Source organism: Sulfitobacter sp. M05, assembly GCF_029285175.1.
Taxonomy (GTDB): Bacteria; Pseudomonadota; Alphaproteobacteria; order Rhodobacterales; family Rhodobacteraceae; genus Sulfitobacter.
The window spans coordinates 1-14,639 of sequence record NZ_JABEDH010000007.1; the positions used below are offsets into that span (position 1 = coordinate 1).

Annotated in this window: 11 protein-coding genes and 2 pseudogenes; all 13 read right to left on the bottom strand. The window is 56.7% G+C overall.

Going from position 1 to position 14,639, the window contains the following annotated elements; genetic code table 11:
- Positions 1 to 956, bottom strand: a pseudogene (locus tag HKX44_RS18090) (IS481 family transposase); the annotation flags it as partial.
- A gap of 234 nt (positions 957 to 1,190) precedes the next feature.
- Complete coding sequence (istB, locus tag HKX44_RS18095) at positions 1,191 to 1,988, bottom strand: IS21-like element helper ATPase IstB (protein ID WP_276152780.1); 798 nt, start codon at positions 1,986 to 1,988, stop codon at positions 1,191 to 1,193.
- Entirely contained in the window at positions 1,978 to 3,510 is a 1,533-nt protein-coding gene (gene istA, locus HKX44_RS18100; RefSeq protein WP_276152781.1) for an IS21 family transposase, read from the bottom strand. The genes istB and istA overlap by 11 nt, the downstream gene beginning before the upstream one ends.
- A gap of 209 nt (positions 3,511 to 3,719) precedes the next feature.
- Complete coding sequence (locus tag HKX44_RS18105) at positions 3,720 to 4,280, bottom strand: maleylpyruvate isomerase N-terminal domain-containing protein (protein WP_276152782.1); 561 nt, start codon at positions 4,278 to 4,280, stop codon at positions 3,720 to 3,722.
- Positions 4,280 to 5,356 carry a cupin domain-containing protein gene (locus HKX44_RS18110; protein ID WP_276153244.1) on the bottom strand — a complete coding sequence of 359 codons (1,077 nt, stop codon included), beginning with the start codon at positions 5,354 to 5,356 and terminating at the stop codon, positions 4,280 to 4,282. The genes HKX44_RS18105 and HKX44_RS18110 overlap by 1 nt, the downstream gene beginning before the upstream one ends.
- 23 nt (positions 5,357 to 5,379) lie before the next feature.
- Complete coding sequence (gene maiA, locus HKX44_RS18115) at positions 5,380 to 6,024, bottom strand: maleylacetoacetate isomerase (protein WP_276152784.1); 645 nt, start codon at positions 6,022 to 6,024, stop codon at positions 5,380 to 5,382.
- An 11-nt stretch (positions 6,025 to 6,035) separates the two neighbouring features.
- Positions 6,036 to 6,860: a universal stress protein gene (locus HKX44_RS18120; protein ID WP_276152785.1), complete on the bottom strand. Its 825-nt coding sequence runs from the start codon at positions 6,858 to 6,860 to the stop codon at positions 6,036 to 6,038.
- Between the two features lie 24 nt (positions 6,861 to 6,884).
- Positions 6,885 to 7,583: a fumarylacetoacetate hydrolase family protein gene (locus HKX44_RS18125; RefSeq protein WP_276152786.1), complete on the bottom strand. Its 699-nt coding sequence runs from the start codon at positions 7,581 to 7,583 to the stop codon at positions 6,885 to 6,887.
- A gap of 35 nt (positions 7,584 to 7,618) precedes the next feature.
- Positions 7,619 to 9,526, bottom strand: a complete 1,908-nt coding sequence (locus HKX44_RS18130; protein ID WP_276152882.1) for a TRAP transporter fused permease subunit — start codon at positions 9,524 to 9,526, stop codon at positions 7,619 to 7,621.
- A gap of 114 nt (positions 9,527 to 9,640) precedes the next feature.
- On the bottom strand, positions 9,641 to 10,642 hold the full coding sequence (locus tag HKX44_RS18135; RefSeq protein WP_276152787.1) for a TAXI family TRAP transporter solute-binding subunit: 1,002 nt from the start codon (positions 10,640 to 10,642) through the stop codon (positions 9,641 to 9,643).
- The gene (locus HKX44_RS18140; protein ID WP_276152883.1) at positions 10,639 to 12,279 is read right to left on the bottom strand and encodes a benzoate-CoA ligase family protein; all 1,641 of its coding nucleotides are present in this window, start codon (positions 12,277 to 12,279) and stop codon (positions 10,639 to 10,641) included. The genes HKX44_RS18135 and HKX44_RS18140 overlap by 4 nt, the downstream gene beginning before the upstream one ends.
- Positions 12,280 to 12,426: 147 nt before the next feature.
- Positions 12,427 to 13,167, bottom strand: a pseudogene (locus HKX44_RS18145) (FAD-dependent monooxygenase); the annotation flags it as partial.
- 324 nt (positions 13,168 to 13,491) lie between these two features.
- Positions 13,492 to 14,634, bottom strand: a complete 1,143-nt coding sequence (locus HKX44_RS18150) for an FAD-dependent monooxygenase (protein ID WP_276152788.1) — start codon at positions 14,632 to 14,634, stop codon at positions 13,492 to 13,494.
- Positions 14,635 to 14,639 lie beyond the last annotated feature (5 nt).

Here is a 14,639-nt window from a genome sequence, read left to right on the forward strand (position 1 = left end):
TCAAGATGAATCTTTCCGGCTCTGATGTCCAGATCTTGCAGATGTATTCGTAGGGTGTGAGCCCGTTGACGGTCTTGAGCCGACGCGCGAAGTTGTATGCTGCCATGAAGTCTGTGAGGTGCGTTCGCAGTTGATCATGGCTGTCGTAGTGGTAGCGTTTTACAGCGGCCTCCTTGATCGTGCGGTTCATCCGTTCGACCTGTCCGTTGGTCCAGGGATGGTTGGGTTTGGTCAGTCCGTGCTCAATGCCGTTTGCCTCACAGATCATGTCAAAGCGCATCGGCCGTGAATACGCGGTGCTCCGGTTCCGAGGCTGCTCGGCGAACTGAATGCCGTTGTCGGTTAGAATGGTGTGGACCTGATACGGCACGGCTTCGAGCATGTATTGTAGAAACTCCCAAGCCGTTTTTCTGTCCGCCTTCTCGACAAGCTGGGTCACAGCAAACTTGCTCGTGCGGTCGATGCCGACGAACAGCTTTCCTTCAGCGGTCTGCACCTCGGCGATGTCCCCTCTCGTGCATGTGGACATGCACTGCCGGGCAGTGGATGTGGAAGAAGCCGATAGGGTAGCGATTGAACTTCGACCGCTTTGGCTTGTCGCCCTCGACGTCAGGCAGGCGCGAGATGCCATGTCGCGGTAGACAGCGGTGCAGTGCTGAGTGTGTCAGGTGCGGGATGGACGACTGGAGGGCATAAAGGCAGTCATCAAGCGGCAGCAGCGTATGGCGCTGGAACGCGACGATAGCCGCCTCCTCAGCCTCCGTGAGGACCGTCGAACGTGGCTCCTTTGGGCCGGTCTTGAGATCATCAACCGTCTGTCGTTTGCGCCACTTCGCAACCGTTTTGGGATTGATCCCGAGCTCCCGGCTCAACGTCGCGAACGAAGCTTGCGATCGCTGTATTGCTGCTCTGACGGCGTACGTGGTCGTGGCGCTCCCGTGACGAACTTGTCCCATAGGGCATCCTTCCATTCCTTCGAAAGGATCACACCATCAAACCCCGGGATCAAACACCTAAGCAAGGCTACACAATCGCATGGGAGGCCGTTTGCGGGCCCTTGGCGCGTCAGGGATTACCCGACCTGCAGCTGAGAAGCCTCATTATCTACATCAGCGAGGTGTTGATTTGCACCCAGAACTGAGCCGGTTTTTTCACCGAGAAGTGAGCCACCTCTGATTATGGATATTGGTTCATGCTGGGGTCAAGCTGTGTGTTGTTTCCTTCTTCTTTGCAGCAGATGCCGCAGCTGAGCTTGCTTTGAAGCGGAAGCTGTCGTTTCCGGTTTCAAGGATGTGACAGCGGTGGGTCAGGCGATCGAGCAAGGCGGTTGTCATCTTGGCGTCGCCAAAGACCGTGGCCCATTCGCTGAAGCTGAGGTTGGTGGTGATCACGACGCTGGTGCGCTCGTAAAGTTTGCTGAGCAGGTGGAAGAGCAATGCCCCGCCTGACGCACTGAACGGCAGGTATCCCAACTCGTCGAGGATAACGAGGTCGAGCTTGGTCATGGCTTCCGCAATCTGCCCGGCCTTGCCCTTGATCTTTTCCTGTTCGAGGGTGTTGACCAGTTCGATGGTCGAGAAGAAGCGGACCTTGCGGCGGTGATGCTCGATCGCCTGGATACCGAGTGCCGTTGCGACGTGGGTCTTTCCTGTGCCTGGGCCACCGATCAGGACCACGTTCTGGGCGCCGTCCATAAACTCGCAGCGGTGCAGGGTCCTGACAGTGGCTTCGTTGATCTCGCTGGCGGCGAAGTCGAAGCCAGAGATGTCCTTGTAGGCCGGGAAGCGAGCCGACTTCATGTGATACGCGATTGACCGGACCTCGCGTTCGGCCAATTCGGCCTTGAGAAGTTGCGACAGGATCGGGATGGCGGCTTCAAAGGCCGGCGCGCCTTGCTCGATCAGATCGGTGACAGCCTGTGCCATGCCATACATTTTGAGGCTGCGCAGCATTATGACGATGGCACCAGCGGCGGGATCATGACGCATGGTGGCCTCCAGCGATCTGGGAGCGCAGACCGTCATAGCGTTCGACATTGGCCTTGGGTTCATGGCGCAAGGCCAATGCTTGCGGGGTATCCAAGGGTGGTCCGCCGATCACCTTGCCATCGACCAGCCGGTGCAAGAGGTTCAGCACGTGGGTCTTGGTCGGCACGCCCTCGGACAGCGACAGCTCCACCGCGGTGAGAACGGCCTGTTCATCGTGGTGCAAGACGAGGGCGAGAATATCCACCATCTCGCGATCACCGCCGGGCTTGCGAAGCATGTGATCCTGCAACTGCCGGAAGGCAGGTGGCAATTCCAGGAACGGGGCGCCGTTCCGAAGAGCCCCGGGCTTGCGTTGGACGACCGCCAGATAGTGCCGCCAGTCGTAAATCGTCTTTGGTGGCAACTTGTGACTGCGCTCGATCACGCGGGCATGTTCGCACAGGATGTTGCCCTCAGCCGCCACCACCAGTCTGTCCGGATAGATCCGAAGGCTGACGGGGCGGTTCGCAAATGACGCTGGAACGCTATAGCGATTACGCTCGAAGCTGATCAGACAGGTGGGCGAGACGCGCTTGCTCAGTTCGACAAAGCCGTCAAAGGCCACGGGCAGCGGCATCAGCGCCGTCTGCTCTTCGGCCCAGACGTCAGCAATCGTGCCAAGCAGTTTGCCATGCGGGGTCTGCCGCCACAACTCAAGGCAACGCTGCTCCAACCAAGCATTCAGCGCAGCGAGGTCTGGAAAGTCGGGCATACCTTGCAGCATCTGATGGCGGGCATCGCGAACGTTCTTCTCGACTTGCCCCTTCTCCCATCCAGCCGCCGGATTGCAGAAGTCGGGCTCATAGACATAGTGGTTCGTCATGGCGAGGAAGCGCATGTTGATCTGCCGCTCCTTGCCGCGGCCGACACGATCCACCGCCGTGCGCATGTTGTCGTAAATCCCACGACACGGCACGCCGCCAAAGACCCGGAACGCGTGCCAGTGGGCATCGAACAGCATCTCATGCGTTTGCAACGGATAGGCACGCAGCAAAAAGGCCCGGCTGTGTGACAGCTTGATATGCGCCATCTGCAACTTCGTGCGCTCGCCGCCCAGAACCGCAAAGTCTTCGCTCCAGTCAAACTGGAAGGCTTCGCCAGGATCAAAATGCAGCGGCACAAAGGTCCCGCGCCCCGTCGTCTGCTGTTCACGCTGCCGATCTGCCCGCCACGATCGCGCAAAAGCCGCCACCCGGGCATAGGACCCGGTGAAGCCAAGCGTCACGAGATCGGCGTGCAACTGCTTCACTGTGCGCCGCTGTTTACGCGACTTTCCGGCTTCGGTCTTCAGCCAACCCGCCAGCTTCTCGGCAAAGGGATCAAGCTTGCTCGCCCGTTCCGGCGTCGCGAATTTTGGCTCGATGGTGTTCGCCGCCAGATGTTTGGTCACTGTATTCCGCGACACGCCTGTCAGCCGCGCGATCTCGCGGATCGAAAGCTTCTGCCGCTTATGCATCCGATGGATGATATTCAAAAGTCCCATGTGGATCACTCCGTTGCCCCCCGCTGCTTTCTGCTTTGGGGGTAGGTTCACATGGCTCAGTTCTCAGTGAAAATTATGCGCCTTACCGGCTCAGTTCTGGGTGCAAATCAACAGCTCCCGAGTAGTAAAGGAGGACGCGCGAATCGTTTCTGTATTCTGCAATAGATTTCATTATGTAGAAATATATTTTGTCTCTTTGCGCCCGCACCTCACAATCCGACAGGCATGTCACGCGCGCTCGCACCGTTCCCAAGAGAGATAGCTGCCTGCCAGATCTGTGTAGCTCTAAGCCTAGGCAGTTGCCTTGGCGTCAAGCCTGGGGTGTGAACCTGAGCCAAGGGCATGTCCCATTCCGCCTCGGACAGATCGCGCCAGCATACATTCAGATGAACTTCGGAATGGCGAAACAAATGGCGGATCGCACGTGGCGGTAGAGTTGCCGCAAGATCGAGGTCCGAGAAGTGCTGTTCCTGATCCGCCGAAATCGTCCCTATGTCACCGTTATGAAAAGCTTCGAGCATCAAGGCCTGCCGGCGAGCGCTGAAACTGATGCTTGTCACGACATGGGCACGAGAATGGCCCTCGACAGCTGACGGGCAGTACAAATCAGTGTCGCTAAGTTCCATTAGCTTGCGCGCAAAAAAGGCGGTCCCCCGGCGCGCAAGCAACAGATCTTCGTGCGGCGCAGAGGCTGCGTCATAACGCGCCCCTTTGCCCTGTCGATCGCGAAGCGCCGCGCGGGCGGCCTCTTCTGCTTCGCTAAAGGGCATTATTGCAGCCCCTCGACCTTGGAGCGCATGAAGGAAAGGGCCTCCATGATCGGGGCATCTGAAAAGCGGAACAGATCGAACTGCGACTCCGCCTGAAGCGACCACGCAACCCAGCTTGGCACAACAAACAAGTCACCCTTTGTCAGTTTCTTGGTTTCACCGTTCAATACGACCGAGCCCGAGCCTTCGAACACCTGGAAAACGCTAGAACCGACTTCTTGCCGTGCGGGTGTTTCCACGCCCGGGCGCAGCCGGTGGAATTCACAGCGGATGGTTGGCATTACATCGCGGCCGGTTGTCGGGTTGACATAGCGGATCGCCGCATGTCCTTGTTCGACCGTTGCGGGATTTCCTTCATCTTCCAGCAGCAATTGCTGCGTCAGTGCCTGATCGGTAAATTCCCATCGGTATGCGCCAATCGGTGAAGATACAGTATCTTGAAGTTGCGACAGCGGGCGCAAGCCAGGGTGGCACCAGAGCCGTTCGCCCTGCGAGTAGTTCGGTGTCGCGTTGTCGGTCACACGCTCGGAACCGAACTCGAAAAAACCGACATCCATCTGCTGGCTAAAAGGGATGTCCAGACCGTCAATCCAGGCCATCGGCTCGGACGCCACGTTGTGGTGCCCATGAAAGTTCCAACCAGGTGTCAGCAGCAGATCACCGCGCGACATGCGCACCGGATCGCCATTGACCACTGTCCACACACCCTCGCCTTCAACAACAAAGCGGAACGCGTTTTGCGAATGGCGATGCTCAGGCGCGTTTTCGCCGGGACAAAGGTACTGGATCGCGCACCACAGCGTCGGACTGACGTAGGCACGCCCGCCGAGGCCGGGGTTGGCCAGACCGATCGCCCGGCGTTCACCGCCACGGCCTACGGGAACCAGATCACCGGACCGTTCAGCTAAGGGCAGCAAATCCGACCATTTCCAGACATGCGGCACCGCCTTGGACTTGGGGTGCAAGGGCATCAAGTCGCCTGTTTGGGTCCACAGGGGATTGAGATGGTTTTCTTCGAACCCCTTGTAAAGTGCCCGAAGTTCTGGTGTGTCGTCGGGTTGCATAGCGTTATCCATGTCTCTCTCCTCCAAAAATTTTTTTAGGCAGCGTCGGGCTGATTGGGTGGCGCGGCATTGGCAAATTCCGGCATCCCATGAAGTTCGGCAAATATCCGTGCGATGGTTGGCCATTTTTCGAGCGGAATGCCGAAGCGCTTGTTGTTCCAGACCTGCGCGTACAGACACACATCCGCCAGGCCAGGCGTATTGCCATGGCAAAAGCGGCCCGTTTCAGGGCTTTGCAGGGCTGCCTCCAACGCATCGAATGTTGTTTCGACCCAATGGGTGAACCAATCTTTCTGGGCAGTTTCGTCGGCATCGAACTGGTCACGAAGACGGAAGAGAACGCGTAGGTTGTTCAGGGGATGGATTTCGCAGGCAATCATGTAGGAAAGAGCACGCACGCGTGCACGGCCAAGCGGGTCCGTCGGCAAAAGCGTGGGGGCGGGGCAAATCTCTTCAAGATATTCGATGATCGCCAGCGATTGTGTAAGGTTGGTCCCGTCCTCCAGTTCCAATGTAGGAACGAGCCCCTGTGGGTTCCTCGACAAATAGGAGGGCGTTCGAGTTTCGCCATCGCGCAGAACGTACGCGATGTAGTCATACTCCAGACCCTTTACGTTTAGTGCCGCACGAAGGCGTGTTGAGGTCGAGGATCGAAAAAAGTTGTGAAGGCGGAGGGTCATAGGATGCTCCTTCAATGTGACATGAAGACCGGCACACGCGCGGTCTTGAGGACGTCATGTGTGACACCACCGAATACGTCCTGCGAAAACTTGCTGTGCTCGTAAGCCCCCATAACAATGAGCTTGGCACCGACTTCGTCTGCGGTATCTTCGATGACAGAAGCGACACTGCGTCCTTGCGCCGGTCGCTGAAGACGTGTCGCGGTGATGCCGTGGCGTTCGAGATGACGGAGAATCCTAGCATCTGTAGTCGAGTCCTCTGCGTCAGTTCCAATCGTCAAAATCGTGACCTGGCGTTTCCCTTCGATAATGTGCATGGCATCGCCAAGTGCGCGGGCAGCGGCGCGTTTACCGTCCCAGGCCACCAGTACATGATCTGATAAGGCGGGTGCCGAATAGCTTTCAGGCACAACCAGCACCGGACGGCCACTGCGCAATGCAATAAGGTCGGGACTGACAACATGATGTTCTTCACCGATCAGATCGGATTGGAACCCGGTGATCACCAAGTCATAGGATCTCGCGTACTCACTTGGCAGAGTTTTTCCCAGTACCTCCGGAGGGATGAATTCCGCCCGATCTGTTAAACCGGCATCGCGTACGACTGTTTCAAATTGTGCAATCGCGGCGTTAGTATCCGCGTCGTCAACTTCTCGAAGTTTGTCCCGCAATGCAGAGGAAAGTCCCCCGCCATAGCGATCGAAATACGAGCGCCCATTGCGCATTATCACTGTCAGCCAAGCATCATGATGCTTGGCCAACTTTATTGCGTGAGAGAGGCTGCTGGCAAAAGCCTTCTCGCCGCTGAAAGCCAAAAGCAGGTTCTTGAAACTCATGTGCCTCTCCCTTGTTGATGTACGTTAGGTTTCGCGCGGGCCAATCGGCGTTTCGATGGAACCGAGTCCCTCGATGGACACCACACAGACATCGCCAGGCAGCATGGCGCCAACGCCGGCCGGTGTGCCGGTCATGATCAGATCGCCCGGCTCCAACGCGATGGAATGCGACAGGATCGAGATAATCTCGGGTACCGACCAGATCAGCTCGGCAAGATCGGCATCCTGTTTGGCCTCGCCGTTCACCGTCAATTTGATGGAGCCTTTGTCGAGGTGGCCGACTATACCGACTGGATGTACCGGGCCAATTACGGCAGAGCGGTCGAATGCCTTTCCCCAGTCCCAAGGGCGGCCCTGCTCGCGTGCCTTCAATTGAAGATCGCGGCGGGTCAGGTCATTGCCAACGGCATAGCCCCAAACGTGGTTCAGACTGCTTGCTTCCGCAATGTTTTTGCCAGCGGTCCCAATAACCGCTACCAGCTCAGCCTCGTAATGGAAATTTTCGGTCTCGGGCGGATAGGCAACCGTTTCGCCATCCATCACAACGGCATCTGCAGGTTTGGTGAAGAAGAAGGGTGGATCGCGATCCGGGTCTTTTCCCATTTCGCGCGCATGTGCCGCATAGTTGCGTCCAACACAGAAAATCCGGCGAACCGGCAAGCGATCCTCTGTGCCATAGACAGCCACTGTTGGCTGGGCCGGAGCTTTGAAAACTAGTGCCATTGGTATTCCTTTCATTGCTTTTCTCACAGGGGCATTCAGCCCTGAACTTTACTATCCGCATCAGTTTGAGGAGCAGAATTGTCGCGCCGCCCCAACACCCAAAGAGCGGACAATGCGACGAATCCTGCGCCGTTGATCCATAGGGTCTGCGCCCCCCCAACTCCGGGCGGTAGAAGCAGCGCGATTCCTGCCAAGCCGGTAAACACCCGGCGAAGGGGACCCATCGGTCCGTGTAGCCATCCCACGAAGGCCGCAGAAATCGCGTAGACGCCGATCACGGCTGTAATCACGGCCAAGGCGATCTCGGTAGGCTCTCCGATGAGGAGCAAGGCCGGCGAGAAAACGAACAGGAAAGGCACGATATAGGCCGTCCAGCCAAATCGCATGGATTCCCAAGCAGTCGCCATGGGCGAAGCTTTGGCGATCGCCGCTGCAAAAAATGCGCCGATTCCAATTGGCGGCGTGACCATCGACATCATCCCAAGGTAAAAGATGAACAGATGCGCTGCGATTGGCTCTATGCCGGACTGTACTAGCGACGGCGCGATCAGTACGGCCAAAAGCAAGTACACCCCGACGGTCGGCATCCCCATACCAAGGATCAGACAAACCACAGCCGAGATAAGCAGCAGCAAGAAAACGTTGCCCTGTCCCAGATCGACCAACGCGAATGTCGCTGCAAACCCAAGGCCAGTTACATTCAGGACGCCAATGATAAAACCTGCAGCGGCCGAGATCATTATGATTTCCGTAATCGATCGACCAGCTTCAACAGCGGCGGACCACAGGTCGTACAGGACCATACGGGTCTTGCCGTAACCGACGGTCAATCCGATCAAAAGTGCTGCAGAGGCGCCCCAAAGCGCCGATGTTTCTGCAGGTTGGTTGAACCAGAACAAGGCGATTACGATTGCGGCAAATGGCAGGATGAACACCCAACCACGCGACATCACGCTGCGCGTCGCCGGAATGTCATCCAGTTCAAGCGGCTGGATGTTTTGCTTGGCGGCAAGCAAGTCGGCCTGCACAAAAAGCGCGACATAATACAGCAAAGCTGGCACGATGGCAGCAACGACGATTTCCGAGTACGGCTTTTGCAGGATATCTGCCATCAGGAAGGCAACAGCCCCCATAACAGGCGGCGCGATCTGCCCGCCGGTTGACGCCACGGCCTCGACGGCACCAGCGGTTGTCCGGCGGAATCCCGATTGGATCATCAGTCTGATCGTTACCACGCCGGTCGCGACAATATTCGAAACAACCACACCCGAAATCGACCCGAACAGCCCCGATGCCACAATCGATATCTTTGCGGCGCCACCACGCTTTCGGCCCATCGTCGCCATCGCGATATCGTTGAAAAAATCCGCCCCGCCAGATCGAAGCAAAAGCTGGCCAAAGAATACGAAAGCCACGACCACGGTTGCTGCAACATTAAGAGTCAGTCCGAGAAGCCCGTTCGGATCAAAAGCCAGATATACCGCCAGCCTCTGCGGCGCGACTTCGCGGGTTTGGAGAGCGCCTGGGACAAGATGACCTATCATTCCGTATGCGGTGATCACGATCACAACAAGAACAAGCGTCCACCCGACGGCTCGCCTTAAACCTTCAAGGACAAGCAAAAAGAGTGCCACTCCGACAATCAGGGCATCCAACGGAAGGGACATGGAGGTCGAAACAAGACTCGGATAGGCGAACATTAGATAGAGCCCCATTCCCAAGCCAATTGACGACAGGAGCCAATCAATAACTCGAGGCTGGCCAGCGTCTTCCCCATCGCGTTCCCCACGACCCGACACCAGGAAAATGATGGACAAGCTCAGACCTAGAACCAGCGCAAGAAACTGTTCGGTATAGTAGGAATAGCCAAGTCGTGACGGTAAGCTTGCAGCCTGCACAACAGCAGTCAGCGTCAGCGTTCCAGCCAAACCGTTGACAAGCATACCCTTCAAACTGCGGTCCCTACTGGGGGGATTGACATCATGTTCCACGCCACGCCCTTTCATGAAATGATCGGGGCGACATTGCCGCCCCGCCTTGTTTCGCCCGCACCAGAGTTACTGATTTGGAGTCAATTCCACGCCACGCTCTTCAAAGAACGCCACGGCGCCGGGGTGGTAGTCGATACCTGGGTATTCTTTGTAGGCTGTTTCGAGGTTCAACGCCCGCAGCGGCGGATATGCACCCCCGATTGCCTCGCGTTGGTCAAAGAGTACAGCAAGCAGCTGTTCGACCGCTTCGTCGGAGACATGCGCTCCGGCAACCAGCACGTTGTCCCAAGTAACAAACATCATCGGTTCGGCCACACCGACACGGACCGGTGCGGGAGTTACTTCGGAAAAGTAGAAAGCCGGCCGGATTTGGCGAATTCTGGTCAACGTCTTTTCATTCGCTTCGACCGACAGGAAGCGCACGCCCCCGACGGAGGCGTCAATTTCGGCGACTTTTGGGCCACCGACGGCAAAGAATGCGCTGTCTACACGACCCGACGCCATGTCATCCGAGCCCCTGATCAATTCGGGTACCGGAACTTGTTTGACGTCGTCCCAATCAAGCCCACCGGCCGCAAGGATGGCCGAAATATGCGACCGCGCGATTGGAAAGGCATCCCATCCAGACGGAACGCTGCGCCCTTTCAGATCACCAACGGTTTCCATTCCCGAGCTTTCCTTGACATAAAGACCGACCGGGAACGGATTGATGCGCGCTACAACCCTTAGGTTAAGCATTGAACTGCTATATTCGCCCGTTCCGGAAAATGCCGTGATAACGTCGTTCACATCATTCAACGAGAATTCGGCCAGAGAGTCATTCACGGCCTGCATCATCTGGGCGTTCCCGCCATATGGTTGAACAACCATTTTCATTCCGGCGCTGCTACGCGCCTCGCCAGAAATAACCGATGCCATCGTGTTCCAGACAGAGCCTTGTGGCGGGGTCGAGAACGAAAGGACCTGCGCTTGCGCCGCAGGTGCCGTGCACGCTGCGAACAGACCGGCCATCACGAGTTTCTTAAGTGGTTTCATAAGTCTTCCTCCCTTGAAGTTGTTGGTGCTCAAGCTGCGGTTTCGGGTTTTCGTACCAATGCTTGCCTGTCGATTTTCCCGGTGCCTGTCTTGGGCAGTTCTTCGACGTAATCGAAAATGCGCGGTGCCTTGTATGGCGTTAGATGCGCCTTGATATGATCGCGTAGTGCAACGGTCTGCGCCTCGTCGGGGCGTCTGCCGGAGACAAGACTTACGATCGCCCGCAAGGCGGTGCGCTTGTCGGCAAGCTGCTCAGCAAGAACCGCGCATTCATGGACATCGGGGTGTTCGTTCAGGCAGCGCTCCACTTCGAGCGGCCAGACCCACTGGCCAGACACTTTGACAAGATCGTCGGCCCGGCCCTGAAAGTAGTAATATCCATCCCGCTCAATGAAGCGGTCACCGGTGTAAATCCAATCGCCGCGCATTGTGTCACGCGTCTTGTCGGGACGGTTCCAGTATGTTGGCGACGAAGAGTGCCCTCGTACGAACATCACACCTTCCTCGCCTTCAGAAGGGGGCTGACCTTCAGGAGTTTCCAGCCGGATCTCATAGCCCGGAACCCTTGCACCCGCCGCGCCCAGCCTATGATCGTCCAGCTTGTTACTTAGGTAGATGTGAAGCATCTCGGTCGAGCCGAGCCCTTCGGTCGGGCCATGGCCGACCTTAGCCTTCCATGCCTTATAGACGTCCTCGGACAAGATTTCGGCGGCCGACATCGACTGACGCAGTGACGAAAGGTTACGGCTGTCGATGTCCTTGGCGCGCGCCAAAGCGGTATAGAGCGTCGGTAGTCCAAACAGGACAGTAGGCTCGTATGTCTCAATCGCATCCAACACCGCTTCAGGGCGGGGTTGGTTCGGAACCAATAGCGCTGTTGCACCGCAGGCAAAAGGAAAGACCATCGAATTGCCGAAGCCATAGGCGAAATAGGCCTTGGGAACGGAATAACAGATGTCGCTCTCGCGCAGTTTAAGGACATGAGATCCAAAGCTTTGCTGGATATACGCCATATCGTGATGCAGGTGGACAATGCCCTTTGGCCTGCCAGTAGAGCCCGAGGAATACATCCAGAACGCCATATCGTCAGGGCCGGTATCAGCCGCCCCAAGCGTGTCTGCCGTGTCTACCAGAAAATCAGATGCCGAAATCGCTTTGGCGGCGTCCGATGACCCATTCGCGATGACAACGGTTTCCAGGTCCGTGCCTTCCTGGGTTTCGTCATCGAACACCTCTGCAAGGTCAGCCTCGACCAGCGCAAAGCGGGCACCGCTGTCCTTAAGGAAATAATTCAGCACGTCTGGCTTCGTCTGAACGTTCAATAAAACCGGCACAAGGCCTGCGCGAACTGCCCCATAGAAAGCCGCCGGATAAACCGGCGTATCGTCCAGAAAGAAAGCGATCCTCTCGCCTCTTTTGATGCCGGCGCGCAGGAAAGCATTCCCCCAACGAGACGCTTGCACGACAAGTTCGCGATAGGACAGGGTTCCCACCGGCCCCGTAACCGCCATATTGTCGGGATTGCGCGCAAGGTTCTGCCAAAGCATTTCGGAACAGTTGGCATGCTGCGCTTTGTCAAAGCCGATTTCCGCTGCGCCTGGCACCTCTGTGGCAACGGGGTCCGCGATTGCATCCGGCGATGTGGCCTTGAGATCTTCGTATCGCGCCATGAAATTCGGCGCCTCTTGCCTCAGGCGATCCATATCCATGCGTCCCGACCGCGTCAGGTAATCGAAAGCGAAGTCATGGGATGGGTGCGCCAATTTTTCGGCAAACCCTTCATACCAACTGGCCGACGTGTTGGCGGCCTCAACGATTTTCTTTGCCTCTTGCGGACGCTCTCGTTGAAAAGACGACAGCGCGACATCCAAGTCGCCGTGGGTGCGCAAGTTCGCGACCAACGAAAAGGCGTCTTCCATGGCCAGCCGGGTTCCCGAGCCGATTGAGAAATGCGCCGTATGGGCCGCGTCCCCCAAAATAACATGCCGGCCAGATACCCATTTGTCGCACCAAAGGCGTGGGAACTGCCGCCATACCGACATATTAGTCTGCAACGCGGTGCCCTGAAGTGTTTCTGCAAAAATCTCGCTACATACTTGGGCACTTTCAACTTCGCCCAGATCGGTAAATCCATAGGATTGGAAAGTTGCCTCGTCACACTCCACGATAAATGTGCTGCGGTCTTTGGAGTATCGATAGTGGTGCGCGTTGAATGCCCCCTTTTCGGTTTCCACGAAGGTTTGGGTCAGCCGATCAAAAGGAATTGCGGCCCCAAACCAGGCAAAGTGATTTCCATAATAACCCAGAGTGGTCTGATAGACCTGCTCATCAGCAGCCCGGGTCACGGAATTGATGCCGTCCGCGCCAATCACAAGATCCGCCTTTGACTCATGAGGCGAATGAATTTCCTGTTCGAACCTTAAGACTGCCCCCATTTCTTCAGCGCGGGCGGCCAGTAGATCGTTCAACTTCAGGCGGCCAATGGCGCTATAGCCCATGCCATCGATGATTTCACGGCCGGACGGGGTCGCAAGTTCCATGTCGCGCCACCGCTCCATATGCGGCTCAATTAGATCGTAAGTATCGGGATCGTCGGCCTTTAAGGCTTCGAGAACCCTGTCTGAGAAAACCACACCGAACCCAAAGGTAGCATCTCTCGAGTTCCTTTCGGTCACCTTGACCGAAACCGACGGCAAATAGCGCCGCAAAAGAAGAGCGGTGTAGAGACCCGCAGGTCCAGCTCCAAGAATTTCCACAGTCGACAAACGTGGCACGTGCTTCTCCTCCTCAGTCGCATTCTGTTCGGCAAGACTTCTTTGGAGGCGGAGCTAGATAGCGCCACCCAGAAGGCCGGGTCAAAGGCCCCAAAGCCGATAAACTTTCTAGATCGCGTTGGCTTTTTCGCGTTCGTAATTAGCAGCAAACTCTGGCGCAATCTGGCGCAGTCGTTCTTCGGTCATCCGACCCGAACGCATAAGGTAATCACGCGCGAAATCCATTGGCGGCAACTGCATTTTTTCCCCAAAGCTTTCGTACCAGGTCGCAGATGTATTGGCCGCATCGACGATCTTGCGAGCGATTGGCGGACGTTGGCTTTGATAGGCGGCCAAAGCCTCCTCGACAGAGCTGCTTTCGGCAAGTGCATGTACCAGAGCTATCGCATCCTCCATCGCCAGACGCGTCCCCGACCCGATAGAAAAATGGGCTGTATGAACCGCATCACCCAAAATCGCATATTTCCCGGCAACCCAACTTTCGCACCAAAGCTTCGGAAACTGCCGCCACATCGATTTGTTGGTAACAAGGTCGGTCCCCTGCAACACTTCCGAGAAAAGCGCGCTACAGCGCTTGGCGCTTTCTTCTTCGCTAAGCCCTTCGAAGCCACCTTTCTTGAAGGTTGCGGCGTCGCATTCGACAATGAATGTGCTCATGCCCGGCTCGAACCGATAATGGTGCGCATTCATCGGACCGAATTCAGTTTCGATGAATGTTTGCGTCAGAGTGTCAAATGGGATCGTCGCACCAAACCACGCGAAATGGTTGTCGAAATACTCCACCGTGGGTTTGAACTGATCTTCTAACGTTCGGCGAACCAATGAATTGAGCCCATCGGCCCCCACGACAAGATCAGCATCCAATTGATCGACATTGTCAATCAACGTATCGAAACGGATATCGATACCCAAAGCGCGGGCGCGCTCTTTCAGGATTTCGATCAGATGCAGGCGCCCAATCGCCGTGAAGCCAACCCCGTCCAGCGTAACCGAACCGTCCGGCAGGTTCAGGGTCATGTTTTTCCAGCGCTCCATGTGCGGAATAACAAGGTCATGCGTCTCTGGATCGTCCGATTTCAGGAACTCCAAAGCCTGATCTGAAAAGACAACCCCGAAACCAAATGTGGCCCCTTCCGGGTTTTGCTCTGTCACGCGGATGCGGACGTCCGGCATCAGCCGACGAATGAGAATGGCGGTGTAGAGGCCAGCGGGGCCCGCTCCAAGAATTTCAACGCTTGAAAGACGTGCCATGATTC

Bases quoted from the DNA above. Each gene is read 5' to 3' on its own strand.
- istB (WP_276152780.1), bottom strand. From the start codon at position 1,988: ATGCGTCATGATCCCGCCGCTGGTGCCATCGTCATAATGCTGCGCAGC.
- istA (WP_276152781.1), bottom strand. From the start codon at position 3,510: ATGGGACTTTTGAATATCATCCATCGGATGCATAAGCGGCAGAAGCTT.
- HKX44_RS18105 (WP_276152782.1), bottom strand. From the start codon at position 4,280: ATGCCCTTTAGCGAAGCAGAAGAGGCCGCCCGCGCGGCGCTTCGCGAT.
- HKX44_RS18110 (WP_276153244.1), bottom strand. From the start codon at position 5,356: ATGGATAACGCTATGCAACCCGACGACACACCAGAACTTCGGGCACTT.
- maiA (WP_276152784.1), bottom strand. From the start codon at position 6,024: ATGACCCTCCGCCTTCACAACTTTTTTCGATCCTCGACCTCAACACGC.
- HKX44_RS18120 (WP_276152785.1), bottom strand. From the start codon at position 6,860: ATGAGTTTCAAGAACCTGCTTTTGGCTTTCAGCGGCGAGAAGGCTTTT.
- HKX44_RS18125 (WP_276152786.1), bottom strand. From the start codon at position 7,583: ATGGCACTAGTTTTCAAAGCTCCGGCCCAGCCAACAGTGGCTGTCTAT.
- HKX44_RS18130 (WP_276152882.1), bottom strand. From the start codon at position 9,526: ATGCTTGTCAACGGTTTGGCTGGAACGCTGACGCTGACTGCTGTTGTG.
- HKX44_RS18140 (WP_276152883.1), bottom strand. From the start codon at position 12,279: ATGGCGCGATACGAAGATCTCAAGGCCACATCGCCGGATGCAATCGCG.
- HKX44_RS18150 (WP_276152788.1), bottom strand. From the start codon at position 14,634: ATGGCACGTCTTTCAAGCGTTGAAATTCTTGGAGCGGGCCCCGCTGGC.